Below are 15,259 nucleotides of genomic sequence, written 5' to 3'. Positions count from 1 at the left end.
CCTTGCGGAGTACACGGGGCGGGCGCGGATCGGCCCTCCGGTTGACCCCGGCACACTTCGCGCTTCCCTACTCTGGGTTACGTGCAGCGCCTCTATGACTTCCTCCGCAGGCACCCGACCGGGGTCGACACCTTCTGGGCGATCGTCCTGTTCGGGCTCTCGGTGGTGGGCGGATCGGTCGAGGGGGACAGCCCCGGCAACGACGCGCCGGGGGGGATCGTCTCGGTGTCGCTGCTCCTGAGCCTCGTCGTCGCGCTGCGCCGCCGTATGCCGGAGAAGATGCTGGTCCTGGCCGGCCTGGTCGGGGTCGCGCAGCTGGTGCTGAACGTGTCGACCACCGTCGCGAACTTCGCGATGCTGGTGATCGTCTACACCGTGGCCGCCACCGGCGCGACCTGGGCCCGCCGCTTCGGCCTGGTCGGCGGTCTGGCCGCCGCGCCCCTGGCGCAGATCCGCTGGCACGACCCGGACACCAGCACGGCCGGCAACCTGGCGATCGCCGTGTTCCAGACGGTGCCGTTCGCCCTCGCCTGGGTGCTCGGCGACTCGCTGAGCACCCGCCGCGCCTACTTCGCGCAGCTGGAGGAGCGTGCGGCCCGCCTGGAGAAGGAGCGCGAGGCGCAGGCGAAGGTCGCGGTCGCCGCCGAGCGCGCCCGGATCGCACGCGAGCTGCACGACGTCGTCGCCCACAACGTCTCGGTGATGGTGGTGCAGGCCGACGGCGCCGCCTATGTCCTCGACGCGGCTCCCGACCAGGCCAAGAAGGCCCTGGAGACGATCTCCTCCACCGGTCGCCAGGCCCTCGCCGAGATGCGCCGCCTGCTGGGCGTGCTGCGCACCGGCGAGCACCAGGAGGCCGGGGAGTACGTGCCGCAGCCCGACGTGGAGCAGATCGAGGACCTGGTCGAGCAGTGCCGGGGCTCCGGACTGCCCGTCGACTTCAAGATCGAGGGCACCCCGCGCCCGCTGCCCAGCGGCGTCGAACTCACGGCGTACCGGATCGTGCAGGAGGCGCTCACCAACACGCGCAAGCACGGCGGCCCGAACGCCGGCGCGAGCGTACGGCTCGTCTACTTCGACGACGGCCTCGGCCTGCTCGTCGAGGACGACGGCAAGGGCGCCCCGCACGAGCTGTACGAGGAGGGCGGCGCCGACGGACAGGGCCACGGCCTGATCGGCATGCGCGAGCGCATCGGCATGGTCGGCGGCACGCTGGACGCGGGCCCGCGTCCCGGCGGAGGATTCCGCATCAGCGCGCTGCTCCCGCTCAAACCGGCGCACTGACGCCGCCGCACGCCCCCTGTTGACACCTGTCAGACCCCCCTGCGTGAGACAGACGCAGGACCCCTACGTGAGACAGACGGAAGAGGACCCGATGACGATCCGCGTGATGCTCGTCGACGACCAGGTGCTGCTGCGCACCGGTTTCCGGATGGTGCTCGCCGCCCAGCCGGACATGGAGGTCGTCGCCGAGGCGGGCGACGGCGTCGAGGCCCTCCAGGTGCTGCGCTCCACCGCCGTCGACGTGGTGCTGATGGACGTACGCATGCCGAAGCTGGACGGCGTGGAGACCACTCGCCGCATCTGCTCGGACCCCAACCCGCCCAAGGTGCTCATCCTGACCACCTTCGACCTCGACGAGTACGCCTTCTCGGGGCTGAAGGCGGGCGCCTCGGGCTTCATGCTCAAGGACGTGCCGCCCGGCGAACTCCTCGCCGCCATCCGCTCCGTGCACAGCGGTGACGCGGTCGTGGCCCCCTCGACCACGCGCCGGCTGCTCGACCGCTTCGCGCCGATGCTGCCCGCCACCGGCGGCGAGCCCCGGCACAAGGAGCTGGAGCGGCTCACCGACCGCGAGCGCGAGGTCATGGTGCTGGTCGCGCAGGGCCTGTCCAACGGCGAGATCGCCGCCCGTCTCGTGCTGTCCGAGGCGACCGTGAAGACGCACGTCGGCCGCATCCTGACCAAGCTCGGCCTGCGGGACCGGGTGCAGGTGGTCGTCCTCGCCTACGAGACGGGGCTCGTGCGAGCGGGCGGACAGGGCTGACGGACGTCCCTCGCGCCGGTACCTTCTGCGCATGCTCCTGTGGATCAACGGCCCCTTCGGGGGCGGCAAGACACAGACCGCACACGAGATCCAGCGCCGGCTTCCGGGCAGCGTCATCTGCGACCCCGAGCACGCGGGCTTCGGCCTGCGCCGCATGCTCCCGCCCGAACTGCGCGGAGACTTCCAGGATCTGGCGTCCTGGCGGGCGGGGGTCGTGGAGGTCCTCGACCTCGCCCTGACCAAGCACGACGGCGTGGTGATCGCGCCGATGACGGTCACCGACCCCGAGTACTTCGCCGAGACAGTGGGCCGTCTGCGCGAACTGGGGCACGACGTACGCCACTTCACGCTCCTCGCCGAACGCGAGACCGTGCTGCAGCGGCTGCGTGAGCGCGGCTTCGGGCACCTCCTTCAGTACGTCGCCGGGAAGAACACGGGCCTGCGCCGGGAGAGCTGGGCCGTCTCCCAGCTCGACCGGTGCCTGGAACGGCTGAGCGAGCCGGAGTTCGCCGAGCATCTGTGGACCGACCACACCACCGTGCCCAGGACGGCCGACCGCATCGCGGTGCTGGCCGGGCTGACCCTACGGCCCAACACCGCGGGCACGCTGCGCAATCGGCTGCGGCAGGCGCGGGTGGGGATCCGGCACATCCGCTTCGACTGACGGCTCCGGCAACGGTGGGACTGAGGGGGCGACAGAACCGCGCGGCTACCGGAGGATGCCCTCCAGGAAGTCGCTGCCCAGTCGCGCCACCATGGAGACGTCGAGCTGGTGCAGCACATAGCGCCCGCGCCGGCGGGTGGTGACCAGCCCCGCCTTCTTCAGCACCCCGAGGTGCCGGGATATCTCGGGGGCGGTCATGCCGTGGACCTGCGCCAGATCGCTGGTGGTGTACGCGCTGCGGGCCAGGTGACGGCACAGGCGCATGCGCACCGGGTGGGACAGCGCGGTCATGCGCAGGGTGAGTTCCTCGACGGACGGCGGACAGGACAGCTCGGGCGAGCCGACGGGGTAGTGGAGCAGGGGCTGCCAGCCGTAGCGGTGCAGCACGTTCAGATGCGGCCGGCCCAGGCTCGTCGGCACCAGGAGCAGACCGTCGGCACCGGCGGCGGCACGGCCCTCGACGACCTTGTCCACGACGATCCGGCCGGCGTCCTTGTCCAGCGTCAGCGCCGGGGACACCGCGGCCAGCGCCTCGGCCAGGCCGCGGCGGCGCAGCACGTCGGTCTTGTGCCGGGCGTCCGCCGCCAGCTGCAGGCTCAGCCGCGACCAGGTCTCGGCGAAGAAGGCCTCGTCGCAGTCCTGAAGGAAGCGGCGCAGCCAGGCGCGCACGGCGGGCGGGTCGTCGAGCAGACGTCTGGTGAAGCGCACCTGCTGGGGGCCGCGGGAGGATGCGGTCTCCAGCGCCCTGCGGCGCACCTCGGGGTTCGACAGGATGTCCGGGATCTGGGTGTCGTACTGGGACATGCATGTGAACTCGAGGGCCGCGTCCACGAACTGCTCGTCGGTCAGCTTGTCCAGCAGGTCCAGCTCCTCGGCGAGCGTGGCGCCCGGGAGCGCGCCGCCGGGCAGGCCCGCGAACGGCAGGAACAGGTCCGAGAACGTCGTCCGCCACAGGAAGTCGGCCTCGCACATCCGGTCGGCCAGGTGCGGGTCCAGCCGCGCGGTGACGCCAGTGGCCCAGCCCTGCAGGCCGGGGTGGTGGGCCGGCTCGGACAGGGCGTGCAGCGCCATGCCGAGCTCGGCCAGGGGCGAGGGCACGAAGGCGACCCTCTCCGGCCGCAGGCCCGTGACATCGATGCTCACGCTCATGCCCTCATGGTGCACCCCACCACTGACAACGCGGCCGTCGATTGACGCCACCCGTCAATCGACGCGACAGCTGTTCTGAACAGGCGCGGTCCGGGGGCGCTGGGGTGGCTGTACGGGCTGAAGGGGGCGCGTGACCGGCGCGAAGGGGGTGTGTGCCGCGGGCCTTGCGCGGTCTCGCCCGCGGGCGCGAAGGGGGCGCGCGCCGCGGGGCTTGTGCGGGCTCGACCAGGGCCCGGAAGGGGGCGCGTGCCGCGGGCTTTACGCGGGCTCGTCCACGGGCGTGAGCGGGCGCGTGCCGCGGACCTTATGCGGTCTCGCCCGCGGGCGCGAAGGGGCCGCGTACCTCGGGGCTTACGTGGTCTCGACCACGGCCGGGAAGCGGACGCGTGCCGCGGGCTCTACGCGGGCCCGTCCACGGGCGTCAGCGGGCGCGTGCTGCTGGCCTGATACGGGCGCACCCGCAGGCGCGAAGCGGACGCGTGTCATGGGCGACGTGAGCCCTCCGAGCCACCGCATGCCCAGCCCGAAAGCGCCCCGGGCCGACCGCCCCACCCGAAAGCACCCCGCACCCGAGCGCCCCCACCCGGCCGCGCCCCGAGTCCGAGCGCCCCGCACCCGAGCGCCCCCGCCCGGCCGCGCCCCGGGCCCGACCGCCCCCGCCCGGCCGCGCCCCGGGCCCGACCGCCCCCGCCCGGCCGCGCCCCGGGCCCGACCGCCCCCGCCCGGCCGCGCCCCGGGCCCGACCGCCCCACCCGAAAGCGCCCCGCACCCGACCGCCCTCACCCGGGCCGCGCCTCGAGCCCGCGCGCCGGGCCCGACCACTCCGAGCCCCACCGCCACCGGCCCCGACCGACCGCCCTACCGTCCGCCCCGCCCCTTCTACCGCCCGCCCCTCCTACCGCTCGCCCCCACCCCTCCTACCGCCCACCCCCGCCCACCAGCCGCGCCGCGAAGTCCGCCGCCGCCTCCTTCACGTCGTCCGCCGTCCACTCCAGCCCCGCCGACCGCACGGTCACCTCCGTGAAGGCCAGCCCCGGGCCGCCCGGTTGCCAGCCCGCGGGCAGCAGGAACGTGCCGGTCTCCTCGGCCTGGCGTACGGCCGTCTCCGCGAGCACCGGGGCGTCGTACGGCAGCCAGAGCTGGAACTGGTGGATGTGCGGCACCTCGGGGTGAATCCGCGCCCAGGGCACGCCCGCCGCGGCGAAGCCGTCGCGCAGTGCGGCGGCGACCACACGCGCGTGGCGCACATACTCGGGCAGGCGCGGCAGCTCCCGGTCCAGGCCGATCAGTGCCGACAGGACGGTCGGGAACTGCTGGAAGATCATGCCGCCGTACCGGTGCCGCCAGGCCTTCGCCTCCTCGACGAGGGCCCGCGGGCCGGCGAGTGCGGCGCCGCCGAAGCCGTCGAGGGACTTGTAGAACGAGACGTAGACGGTGTCGGCGAGGCCCGCGATCTCCTCCAGGGGCCGGCCGAAGTGCTCGGTGGACTCCCACAGGCGCGCCCCGTCGAAGTGGACGACCGCCTCCCGCTCGCGCGCGGCGCCCACCAGTTCGGTCAGCTCCTCCCAGGTGGGCAGCAGGAAACCGGCGTCCCTAAGGGGCAGTTCCAGCATCAGCGTCCCGAAGGGTTCCTCGAAGTCCCGCACCTCCGCGGCGCTGGGCAGCCGTGACTCGGAGGTCAGCCGCAGCGGGCGCAACCCGCTGACCAGGCTGAACGCGTCCCGTTCGTGCACCTCCGGGTGGGACAGGCCGTGCAGGGCGACCGTGGGCGTGCCCGTACGGCCCGCCCAGCAGCGCAGCGCCACCTGCTGGGCCATGGTGCCGGTCGGGAAGAACGCCGCCGCCTCCTGGCCAAGGAGCCCCGCGACCCGCTCCTCCAGGGCCTCCACGATCCGGTCGCCGTACATGTCCGCGCGCTCGTCCAGGTCGTACACCTCGGGCGCGGCCTCCTGCAGCCAGGCGAGCCGCGCGCGGACCGAGTCGCCGAAGCCGGGCCGCGACAGCACGCGCGCGTGCCGGTACGCGGCGTCGCGCCGGTCGCGCAGCCGCTCCTCGGCCGATCGTGTGTCCTGCTCGCCCTCGTGTTCCGCCACGTCGCTCATGCGCGGGATCATGCCTTCTCCGGCCCGAGCGGGCACCGGGATTTCACCTCCCCCTCACGCGCGCGGGCGACGTGGCGAAACCCACAGCCTGTGGATGACCGGACACCCCTCGACACGATCGCGTTAACATGACGAGAAATCGTCCGGTACCCCGAGCGGACTGGAACGGGAAGGCCACGGTCGCGTGAGTACAGTCCAACAACCAGACCCGAAGGACCGCCCCGCGCGGCTCGCCGTCGGCGTCGTCGGCGCCGGCCGCGTGGGCCCCGCCCTCGCCGCGTCCCTGCAGCTCGCCGGGCATCACCCGGTGGCCGTCTCCGCCGTATCCGACGCCTCCCGGCGCCGGGCTGCCGACATGCTGCCCGACGTGCCGGTCGTGCCGCCGGCCGAGGTGCTCCAGCGCGCCGACCTGGTTCTGCTCACCGTCCCCGACGACACCCTGCCCGGTCTGGTCCAGGGCCTCGCCGACACCGGCGCCGTGCGCCCGGGCCAGCTCCTGGTGCACACCTCCGGCCGCTACGGCGCCAAGGTGCTCGACCCCGCCCTGCGCGCGGGCGCGCTGCCGCTGGCCCTGCACCCGGCGATGACGTTCACCGGCACCCCCGTCGACGTGCAGCGCCTGGCGGGCTGCTCGTTCGGCGTGACCGCGCCCGAGGAGCTGCGGATGGCCGCCGAGGCCCTGGTGATCGAGATGGGCGGTGAGCCGGAGTGGATCGCCGAGGACAACCGCCCGCTCTACCACGCGGCCCTCGCCCTGGGCGCGAACCACCTGGTCACGCTGGTCGCCCAGTCCATGGAGCTGCTGCGCACCGCCGGTGTCGCCGCCCCCGACCGGATGCTCGGCCCGCTGCTCGGCGCCGCCCTGGACAACGCCCTGCGCTCCGGTGACGCGGCCCTGACGGGGCCGGTAGCGCGCGGGGACGCGGGCACGGTCGCCGCGCATGTGAGCGAGCTGCGCAAGCACGCGCCGACGACGGTCGCCGGCTATCTGGCGATGGCCCGCGCGACCGCGGACCGGGCGCTCGCGTCCGGCCTGCTGAAGGCGGAGCTCGCCGAGGACCTGCTCGGGGTACTCGCGAACGAGGCCAGGAGCTACGGCGCCGAAGGAGACGCCCGATGACCATCACCCTGCAGCGCACCGCCGCCGAACTGTCCGCACGCGCGCGTGCGGGCCGCCGCGCCGTGGTGATGACCATGGGCGCCCTGCACGAGGGCCACGCCACCCTGATCCGCACCGCGCGCGAGGTCGCCGGGCCCGACGGCGAGGTCGTCGTCACCGTCTTCGTCAACCCGCTGCAGTTCGGCAAGGGCGAGGACCTCGACCGCTACCCGCGCACCCTGGACGCCGACCTGAAGGTCTGCGAGCAGGCCGGGGCGGACGTGGTGTTCGCGCCCTCGGTCGAGGAGGTCTACCCGGGCGGCGAGCCGCAAGTGCGCATCACCGCGGGCCCGATGGGCGAGCGCCTGGAGGGTTCCTCGCGGCCCGGCCACTTCGACGGCATGCTCACCGTCGTCGCCAAGCTGCTCCACCTCACCCGGCCCGACGTGGCGTTCTTCGGGCAGAAGGACGCCCAGCAGCTCGCCCTGATCCGGCGCATGGTCCGCGACCTGAACTTCGGCGTGGAGATCGTCGGCGTGCCGACCGTGCGCGAGGAGGACGGTCTGGCGCTGTCCAGCCGCAACCGCTATCTGTCCCCCAAGGAGCGGCGTACCGCGCTCGCGCTGTCCCGCGCGCTGTTCGCCGGGCGTGACCGGCACGCCGCGCAGGAGGCCCTGCGCGCGCGTGCCCTGGCCGTGCCCGCCACGCACGCGCGTGCCGAGGCGCTCAGCGCCATAGGGGAGTCCCGCGCGGCCGCCGACGCGCACGCCGTCGCCCAGGCCGTACCGGGCGCGGCCTCCGCCGTCCGCGCGGCCGCCCGCCTGGTCCTGGACGAGGCCGCCCGCGTCGAGCCGCCGCTGGAGCTGGACTACCTCGCGCTCGTCGACCCGGCCGACTTCACCGAGATCGACGACGACTTCACCGGCGAGGCGGTCCTCGCCGTCGCCGCCCGGGTCGGCACGACCCGGCTGATCGACAACCTGCCCCTCACCTTCGGAGCCGCCCCGTGACGAGCACAGGCATACGACTGCACGCGCCCGCGCCGGGCTGGTCGATCGACGCCGACGTGGTCGTGGTGGGCTCCGGCGTGGCGGGCCTGACCGCGGCCCTGCGCTGCGAGGCCGCCGGGCTGACCACGGTCGTGGTCACCAAGGCCCGCCTCGACGACGGCTCCACCCGCTGGGCCCAGGGCGGCATCGCCGCGGCCCTCGGCGAGGGCGACACCCCCGAGCAGCACCTCGACGACACCCTGGTCGCGGGCGTCGGCCTGTGCGACGAGGAGGCCGTGCGCATCCTCGTCACCGAGGGCCCCGACGCCGTACGCCGGCTGATCGCGACCGGCGCGGAGTTCGACACCGACGACGAGGGCGGCATCGAGCTGACCCGCGAGGGCGGCCACCACCGCCGCCGTATCGCCCACGCGGGCGGCGACGCGACCGGCGCGGAGATCTCCCGCGCCCTGGTCGAGGCGGTACGCGCGCGTGGCCTGCGCACCGTCGAGAACGCGCTGGTCCTGGACCTGCTGACCGACGCCGACGGCCGTACGGCCGGGGTCACCCTGCATGTGATGGGCGAGGGCCAGCACGACGGCGTGGGCGCCGTGCACGCGCCGGCCGTGGTCCTGGCGACCGGCGGCATGGGCCAGGTCTTCTCAGCCACCACCAACCCGTCCGTGTCCACCGGCGACGGCGTGGCCCTCGCCCTGCGCGCGGGCGCGGAGATCTCCGACCTGGAGTTCGTGCAGTTCCACCCGACCGTGCTGTTCCTCGGCCCGGACGCGGAGGGCCAGCAGCCGCTGGTCTCCGAGGCCGTACGGGGCGAGGGCGCGCACCTGGTGGACGCCGACGGGGTGCGCTTCATGGTCGGCCAGCACGAACTGGCCGAGCTCGCGCCCCGCGACATCGTCGCCAAGGGCATCACGCGACGCATGCTGGAGCAGGACGCCGAGCACATGTACCTCGACGCCCGGCACTTCGGCGCCGAGATGTGGGAGCACCGCTTCCCGACGATCCTCGCCGCCTGCCGCGCCCACGGCATCGACCCGGTCACCGAGCCCGTCCCGGTCGCCCCGGCCGCCCACTACGCCTCCGGCGGCGTCCGCACCGACTCCCACGGCCGTACGACCGTCCCCGGCCTGTACGCCTGCGGCGAGGTCGCCTGCACCGGTGTGCACGGCGCCAACCGGCTCGCCTCCAACTCCCTGCTGGAGGGCCTGGTCTACGCCGAGCGCATCGCCGCCGACATCGCCGCGAGCCACGCGGAGAACACCCTCCACGCGCGCGTGCCCGAACCCGTGCCGTACCCGCAGACGCCGGAGCACCCGCTCCAGCCCGCCGAGGCCCGGTTCGCCATCCAGCGGATCATGACCGCGGGCGCGGGCGTCCTGCGCTCGGCCGAGTCCCTCCAGCAGGCCGCCGAGCAGCTCCAGCGGCTGCACAGCGAGGCCCGCGACGCCCTCGACGAGAACGGCAAGACCGCCGAGCCCGGCGTCGACACCTGGGAGGCCACCAACCTCCTGTGCGTGGGCCGTGTCCTGGTGGCCGCCGCCCGGCTGCGCGAGGAGACGCGCGGCTGCCACTGGCGCGAGGACGCCGCCGACCGCGACGACGCGAACTGGCGCCGCCATATCGTCGTACGGCTGAATCCGGACCGCACGCTCGCCGTGCACACCACCGACACCGCAGACTTTCCCCCGACCCGGCAGCACCGGCCTTCTCAGGAGCAGTGACAGAAGTGAGCGACACCGACCTTCCCCTCGCCGACGAAGGCGGCTGCGGCGACGGCTGCGCCTGCGGCGACGCGGAGTACCTGGAGAGCGGGCTCGACCCCGCCCTCGCCCAGCTGCTGGCCGACGCCGGGCTCGATCCCGTGGAGATCGAGGACATCGCCAACGTCGCCATCCAGGAGGACCTGGCCGGCGGCGTCGATGTGACGACCGTCGCGACCATCCCCGAGGACGCGGTGGCCACCGCCGACTTCGTCGCCCGTGAGGCGGGCGTCGTGGCGGGCCTCCGGGTCGCCGAGGCGGTCGTGTCGATCGTCGCCGCCGACGAGTTCGAGGTCGAGCGGCACGTCGAGGACGGCGACCGCGTGGAGGCCGGGCAGAAGCTGCTGTCGGTCACCACCCGCACCCGCGACCTGCTCACCGCCGAGCGCAGCGCGCTCAACCTGCTGTGCCGCCTGTCCGGCATCGCCACCGCCACGCGCGCGTGGGCCGACGCCCTGGAAGGCACCTCGGCACGCGTGCGTGACACCCGCAAGACGACTCCGGGCCTGCGCTCGCTGGAGAAGTTCGCCGTGCGCTGCGGCGGCGGCGTCAACCACCGCATGTCCCTGTCGGACGCGGCCCTGGTCAAGGACAACCACGTCGTCGCGGCCGGCGGCGTCGCCCAGGCCTTCAAGGCCGTACGGGAGGCCTTCCCGGACGTGCCGATCGAGGTCGAGGTCGACACCCTGCACCAGCTGCGCGAGGTCGTCGACGCGGGCGCGGACCTGATCCTGCTGGACAACTTCACGCCCGGCGAGTGCGAGGAGGCCGTCGCCCTGGTGCACGGCCGCGCCGCGCTGGAGGCGTCGGGCCGGCTCACCCTGGACAACGCCAAGGCGTACGCGGACACCGGCGTGGACTACCTCGCGGTCGGGGCCCTGACCCACTCCTCGCCGATCCTCGACATCGGCCTGGACCTGCGAGCGGCGGAGTAAGGGAGCGGGACCGGCCATGCTGCTGACGATCGACGTAGGCAACACGCACACCGTGCTCGGCCTGTTCGACGGCGAGGACATCGTCGAGCACTGGCGGATCTCGACCGACGCCCGCCGCACGGCCGACGAGCTGGCCGTGCTGCTCCAGGGCCTGATGGGCATGCACCCGCTGCTCGGCGACGAGCTGGGCGACGGCATCGACGGCATCGCCATCTGCGCGACCGTCCCCTCGGTCCTGCACGAGCTGCGCGAAGTCACCCGCCGCTACTACGGCGACGTCCCCGCGGTCCTGGTCGAGCCCGGCGTGAAGACGGGCGTGCCGATCCTCACCGACAACCCCAAGGAGGTCGGCGCGGACCGCATCATCAACGCGGTCGCCGCCGTCGACCTCTACGGCGGCCCGGCGATCGTCGTCGACTTCGGTACGGCGACGACGTTCGACGCGGTCTCCGCGCGCGGGGAGTACGTCGGCGGGGTCATCGCGCCCGGCATCGAGATCTCCGTCGAGGCGCTCGGCGTCAAGGGCGCCCAGCTGCGCAAGATCGAGGTGGCACGCCCGCGCAGCGTCATCGGCAAGAACACGGTCGAGGCGATGCAGGCGGGGATCGTCTACGGGTTCGCCGGCCAGGTCGACGGTGTGGTGAGCCGGATGGCGCGGGAGCTCGCGGAGGACCCCGAGGACGTGACGGTGATCGCCACGGGCGGGCTCGCGCCCATGGTGCTCGGGGAGTCCTCGGTGATCGACGAGCACGAGCCGTGGCTGACGTTGATCGGGCTGCGGCTGGTGTACGAGCGAAACGTGGCGCGTATGTGAGTGACGGGCCGGTCGCGCCCACGCATCTGGGTACAGCCCCGCGCCCCTTTGGGGGCGTCCGTGCGTGTCATGACCCCAATAAGGTCCTGTTTGTCTGATTAGCGCGTATTGTCGCCGCATGCCCACGCCATACGGATCCCGCGGCGGCATGGCGTTCGGCGCGGAGGAGCTGCGTGTGCTCCGCCGTGCTCTCGCCCTCGCCCTTCATCCCCGTCCCGTCTCGGCCCAGGACGTCCAGGACTGCCATCGCCTCGCCGAATCGCTCGACGAGGCGATGCGGGAGGGGGCCCGGCTGCGGGCGTTCCTGGTGGCCGATCTGGCCCGCTACCGGGCCGCCCTGCCCGGCACCGCGGCCGGCTATCTCGCGCTGCTGGAGGAGGTGCTGGCGGTGGGACATCGCCCGGAGCCCGACGACCTCGCCGCGCTGCGTGCCCTGCGCGGCAATCCCGTCGCAGCGGCCCTGCTGGAGCGCTGCCAGGTGCTCGCGGAGCAGGACGTACGGGCGCGTCTCGCCCGGCGTACCGCCGCCCCGGCCTTCGCCGCCGCCCCGCTGGTGCCGCAGTCCCGTACGCGGCTGCTCGCCCTGCCGGGCGGCCGTGCGGGTTCGGGCGTCGCCGAGGCGCCCGAGAGGAAGCCGGGGGAGAAGCCCGCCGAGCGGCCCGCGGACAAGCCCGCCGCGCCCAAGCCCGGCCCCTCCGAGCCGGTCCGTCGGCCCGTTCCCACGCCGGGTGAGGTCTTCCCGCGGCGCAAGCCGCAGCCGCCCGCCGGCCCGCCGCAGCAGATGGCCGCGGGCTGAGGGCGCCACCGCCCGAGTGCCGTGCGTGTGCCCGCTCCACCCCGGAGCGGGCACACGCGTGTGCGTGGCTACTCTGGAGTCATGGACTACCTCTCCGCGCTGCTGCCCCCGGTCGTGATGGCAGTGTTCTTCATCGGCGTGATCCGGGTGATCGTGAAGACCCAGGGCGGCGCCCAGAAGGCCAAGGAGGACGCGGCCGTGGACGCCGCGCTCCAGCGGGTGGAGAACGCCCGTCCCGCCACGGGCGCCGACGCCTGACCCTCGGGCGCGCACCACTGCGGCGTACGACCGCCAGGTGAGGCCGATGCGGCCACCTGGCGAGCCGTACGCCCTTTTTGTTGCGGTTTGACGGCCATCGCGCACGTCCGTCACGCGATCGCCGTGATCTCCCACTATTGTCTGAGCTGTGCCTCGCCCATTGGGAGAACTCGAAGACGCGGTCATGACGCGGGTGTGGAAGTGGAACCGCCCGGTGACCGTTCGAGAAGTCCTGGAAGACCTTCAGCAGGAACGGTCGATCGCCTACACCACGGTGATGACCGTTTTGGACAATCTCCATCAGAAGGGCTGGGTGCGCCGTGAGGCGGAAGGCCGGGCCTATCGATATGAGGCGGTCTCCACCCGCGCCGCCTACGCCGCGGCCCTGATGAACGACGCCTGGGCGCAGAGCGACAACCCCGCCGCCGCTCTCGTCGCCTTCTTCGGGATGATGAGCGACGAACAGCGCCAGGCTCTCGCGGACGCCGTACGGATCGTCCAAGGACCGGAATCCGTCGAACCCGCGGAAGCCGCCGAACCCGTACGACCCGTCGAACCATCCCGAGAGACCGTCGAGGACAACCCCGGCTCGGCACCGGAGGGCGACGGGCGATAGCGTCCGCTCATGTCAGCAGCCAGTCCCGAAGTCTCCGCTAAAGCCATCACCGTCCGGCGGGCCCGGACCAGCGATGTCCCCGCCGTGCGCCGACTCCTTGACGCCTACGTCCGAGACGGCATCCTGCTCGACAAAGCGACCGTGACGCTTTACGAGGACATCCAGGAGTTCTGGGTCGCGGAACGCGACGACAACGCCGAGGTGGTCGGCTGCGGTGCGCTGCACGTCATGTGGGAAGACCTCGCGGAAGTCCGCACCCTCGCGGTGCGGCCGGGCCTGAAGGGCGCGGGCGTCGGGCACCGGGTGCTGGAGAAGTTGCTGGAGACCGCGCGCTGGCTCGGCGTTCGACGGGTTTTCTGTCTGACCTTCGAAGTCGACTTCTTCGGCAGGCACGGCTTCGTGGAGATCGGCGAGACACCCGTCGACACCGATGTCTACGCAGAGCTGCTGCGTTCTTACGACGAGGGCGTCGCGGAGTTCCTCGGTCTCGAACGAGTGAAACCGAACACCTTGGGCAACAGCCGGATGCTTCTGCATCTGTGATCGCCCTCCTGTCTATGCCCGGCCTATGCCCCGGCTATGCCGGGTATGCCACGAGGTATGCGCGGAAGTATCCACAGGGGTATGCGGTCGGCTAAGGCGGCGGTATTCTTGCCGGCCCCCTCCTTGCCCGCCTTCCCCTATGTCCGAAACGCGCATGTTTCCGGGGCGAGGGCGGACCGTCGGTCCTCTCCCGGGGGTTTGTGTTTTTCCAGCAAAAGCGGTTTGCTTTCCGACGTACTGCAGTACTGCATATAAGAGGGGGCGGCGAAACGGCGGACGCCTGACCCCCGGCCCTCACGTTTTCGATGAAAGGAAATCCGGTGGCACAGAAGGTTCAGGTCCTTCTTGTCGACGACCTCGACGGCGGCGAGGCCGACGAGACCGTGACGTTCGCGCTGGACGGCAAGACGTACGAGATCGATCTCACGACTGCCAATGCGGACAAGCTGCGCAGCCTTCTCGACCCCTACGTGAAGGGTGGCCGGCGCACCGGTGGCCGCGCTTCGGGTGGCCGTGCAAAGGCGCGTGCCGCTTCCGGTGGCAGCCAGGACACCGCGGCGATCCGCGCGTGGGCCAAGGAGAACGGCTACGAGGTCAACGACCGCGGCCGCGTTCCCGCGTCCATTCGCGAGGCCTACGAGAAGGCCAACGGCTGAGCACCCGCTCGTCGCAGCCGGATCCGGTGGCACTGCGTGGCCACCGTCTCCACCACCCGCACGAGATCCGGGGCGTCCTGTACGCCCCCCAGGGCCGACAGCGTCGGCAGCGAGGCCTCGACCTCGCACCCCGGCACGGGGGGCCGCAGCCAAGCGGCCCCCTGCAGCGCACCGGGCCGGCCCGGTCGCGCACCCGCCCCTGACAGGCCCGCGGCGACCGCGCCCGGCTCGGCGGGCGGCGGAGCCTGGACGAGCCCGCCCGGACCGATCGCCATGACGTCCGGGGACAGTGCGCCCCACTCCAGCCAGTCCAGCAGACCGGGCAGCTCCTCGGCGCTCCCCGGGGCCGCCAGCAGCCACATCCGCCCGCCGCACACGGCCACCGGAGAACCGGGCCGCAGATGCCGCAGGGCGGCGATTCCGGCCTCCATCGGTACGTCCAGGACGTCGAAGCGCAGACCTACGGAAAGTAGTACCGGATCCCCGGGCACTGTCGCCCAGCCCAGTTCGTTCTCGTACCACCGCCGCACATGGGCGCTCGCCTCGGGCGCCCGGCGGGGAAGCGGGACCGTCGGGGAGACCGGAGGCGCCGGGGTCGCCGGCGGGACTGCGCCAACCATGACAAGTGCAACCGCCGAAACAGCCCCGGAGTTACGCTGGGTGTTCCGACGTGTGCGAAGAGTGCCGGACGAGGGGGCGTGTGGGCGTGCGGGGAGGCGCAAGGTTGTTCGCCCGTAGCGGAGGGAAAGGGGGCGCACGGCATGGAGTGTCAGTCCCAGCGGGTAAGACATCCCTAGTGGGAGGGGGCGACGC

The 15,259-nt window shown here is 72.9% G+C and carries 16 protein-coding genes; 13 read left to right on the top strand and 3 right to left on the bottom strand.

Going from position 1 to position 15,259, the window contains the following annotated elements; genetic code table 11:
* Positions 1–81: 81 nt before the first annotated feature.
* The 3 genes from RKD23_RS16950 (at position 82) to RKD23_RS16940 (ending at position 2,711) form a co-directional block, all read left to right on the top strand.
* Positions 82–1,284 carry a sensor histidine kinase gene (locus tag RKD23_RS16950; RefSeq protein ID WP_424854418.1) on the top strand — a complete coding sequence of 401 codons (1,203 nt, stop codon included), beginning with the start codon at positions 82–84 and terminating at the stop codon, positions 1,282–1,284.
* 91 nt (positions 1,285–1,375) lie between these two features.
* Positions 1,376–2,047, top strand: coding sequence for a response regulator (locus RKD23_RS16945; protein WP_404038398.1), 672 nt, complete (start codon positions 1,376–1,378; stop codon positions 2,045–2,047).
* Between the two features lie 31 nt (positions 2,048–2,078).
* A complete protein-coding gene (locus RKD23_RS16940) occupies positions 2,079–2,711 on the top strand; it encodes an AAA family ATPase (protein ID WP_424854417.1) in 633 nt (210 codons plus the stop codon).
* Between the two features lie 45 nt (positions 2,712–2,756).
* Here RKD23_RS16940 and RKD23_RS16935 read toward each other — a convergent pair whose 3' ends face one another.
* Both RKD23_RS16935 and RKD23_RS16930 read right to left on the bottom strand, forming a co-directional pair.
* Positions 2,757–3,860 (bottom strand): DUF5937 family protein, encoded by a 1,104-nt coding sequence (locus tag RKD23_RS16935; protein WP_424854416.1) that lies wholly within the window; start codon positions 3,858–3,860, stop codon positions 2,757–2,759.
* Positions 3,861–4,777: 917 nt separating this feature from the next.
* Positions 4,778–5,962 carry a threonine aldolase family protein gene (locus tag RKD23_RS16930; protein ID WP_424854415.1) on the bottom strand — a complete coding sequence of 395 codons (1,185 nt, stop codon included), beginning with the start codon at positions 5,960–5,962 and terminating at the stop codon, positions 4,778–4,780.
* 184 nt (positions 5,963–6,146) lie between these two features.
* Here RKD23_RS16930 and RKD23_RS16925 point away from each other — a divergent pair, with 184 nt between their 5' ends.
* The 10 genes from RKD23_RS16925 (at position 6,147) to RKD23_RS16880 (ending at position 14,446) form a co-directional block, all read left to right on the top strand.
* A complete protein-coding gene (locus RKD23_RS16925) occupies positions 6,147–7,082 on the top strand; it encodes a Rossmann-like and DUF2520 domain-containing protein (RefSeq protein ID WP_424854414.1) in 936 nt (311 codons plus the stop codon).
* Entirely contained in the window at positions 7,079–8,071 is a 993-nt protein-coding gene (gene panC / locus RKD23_RS16920; protein WP_424854413.1) for a pantoate--beta-alanine ligase, read from the top strand. Before RKD23_RS16925 ends, panC begins: the two co-directional genes overlap by 4 nt.
* Positions 8,068–9,789, top strand: a complete 1,722-nt coding sequence (locus tag RKD23_RS16915) for an L-aspartate oxidase (RefSeq protein WP_424854412.1) — start codon at positions 8,068–8,070, stop codon at positions 9,787–9,789. The genes panC and RKD23_RS16915 overlap by 4 nt, the downstream gene beginning before the upstream one ends.
* 5 nt (positions 9,790–9,794) lie before the next feature.
* A complete protein-coding gene (gene nadC / locus RKD23_RS16910; RefSeq protein WP_404038165.1) occupies positions 9,795–10,763 on the top strand; it encodes a carboxylating nicotinate-nucleotide diphosphorylase in 969 nt (322 codons plus the stop codon).
* A gap of 16 nt (positions 10,764–10,779) precedes the next feature.
* The gene (locus tag RKD23_RS16905) at positions 10,780–11,577 is read left to right on the top strand and encodes a type III pantothenate kinase (protein WP_404038168.1); all 798 of its coding nucleotides are present in this window, start codon (positions 10,780–10,782) and stop codon (positions 11,575–11,577) included.
* Positions 11,578–11,725: 148 nt separating this feature from the next.
* Complete coding sequence (locus RKD23_RS16900; protein WP_424858258.1) at positions 11,726–12,373, top strand: hypothetical protein; 648 nt, start codon at positions 11,726–11,728, stop codon at positions 12,371–12,373.
* Positions 12,374–12,454: 81 nt separating this feature from the next.
* Positions 12,455–12,631 (top strand): hypothetical protein, encoded by a 177-nt coding sequence (locus RKD23_RS16895; protein WP_404038170.1) that lies wholly within the window; start codon positions 12,455–12,457, stop codon positions 12,629–12,631.
* 184 nt (positions 12,632–12,815) lie between these two features.
* Complete coding sequence (locus RKD23_RS16890) at positions 12,816–13,247, top strand: BlaI/MecI/CopY family transcriptional regulator (RefSeq protein ID WP_424854411.1); 432 nt, start codon at positions 12,816–12,818, stop codon at positions 13,245–13,247.
* Between the two features lie 9 nt (positions 13,248–13,256).
* Entirely contained in the window at positions 13,257–13,790 is a 534-nt protein-coding gene (locus tag RKD23_RS16885; RefSeq protein ID WP_399643590.1) for an amino-acid N-acetyltransferase, read from the top strand.
* Between the two features lie 320 nt (positions 13,791–14,110).
* Complete coding sequence (locus RKD23_RS16880; protein WP_424854410.1) at positions 14,111–14,446, top strand: histone-like nucleoid-structuring protein Lsr2; 336 nt, start codon at positions 14,111–14,113, stop codon at positions 14,444–14,446.
* On the opposite strand, the gene RKD23_RS16875 is transcribed toward RKD23_RS16880, so the two are convergent.
* Entirely contained in the window at positions 14,425–15,066 is a 642-nt protein-coding gene (locus RKD23_RS16875) for an SCO3374 family protein (protein WP_424854409.1), read from the bottom strand. The genes RKD23_RS16880 and RKD23_RS16875 overlap by 22 nt on opposite strands.
* Between the last annotated feature and the right edge of the window lie 193 nt (positions 15,067–15,259).

This window comes from Streptomyces sp. SAI-170 (assembly GCF_049739565.1).
GTDB lineage: Bacteria > Actinomycetota > Actinomycetes > Streptomycetales > Streptomycetaceae > Streptomyces.
Note: the sequence above shows the minus strand (reverse complement) of the source record. Positions and strands in the feature narration are given on the sequence as shown.

Coding starts and splice junctions, on each gene's coding strand:
- RKD23_RS16895 (WP_404038170.1), top strand. CDS start 12,455: ATGGACTACCTCTCCGCGCTGCTGCCCCCGGTCGTGATGGCAGTGTTC.
- RKD23_RS16930 (WP_424854415.1), bottom strand. CDS start 5,962: ATGAGCGACGTGGCGGAACACGAGGGCGAGCAGGACACACGATCGGCC.
- RKD23_RS16935 (WP_424854416.1), bottom strand. CDS start 3,860: ATGAGCGTGAGCATCGATGTCACGGGCCTGCGGCCGGAGAGGGTCGCC.
- RKD23_RS16900 (WP_424858258.1), top strand. CDS start 11,726: ATGGCGTTCGGCGCGGAGGAGCTGCGTGTGCTCCGCCGTGCTCTCGCC.
- RKD23_RS16885 (WP_399643590.1), top strand. CDS start 13,257: ATGTCAGCAGCCAGTCCCGAAGTCTCCGCTAAAGCCATCACCGTCCGG.
- RKD23_RS16875 (WP_424854409.1), bottom strand. CDS start 15,066: ATGGTTGGCGCAGTCCCGCCGGCGACCCCGGCGCCTCCGGTCTCCCCG.
- RKD23_RS16945 (WP_404038398.1), top strand. CDS start 1,376: ATGACGATCCGCGTGATGCTCGTCGACGACCAGGTGCTGCTGCGCACC.
- panC (WP_424854413.1), top strand. CDS start 7,079: ATGACCATCACCCTGCAGCGCACCGCCGCCGAACTGTCCGCACGCGCG.
- RKD23_RS16940 (WP_424854417.1), top strand. CDS start 2,079: ATGCTCCTGTGGATCAACGGCCCCTTCGGGGGCGGCAAGACACAGACC.
- RKD23_RS16905 (WP_404038168.1), top strand. CDS start 10,780: ATGCTGCTGACGATCGACGTAGGCAACACGCACACCGTGCTCGGCCTG.
- RKD23_RS16890 (WP_424854411.1), top strand. CDS start 12,816: ATGACGCGGGTGTGGAAGTGGAACCGCCCGGTGACCGTTCGAGAAGTC.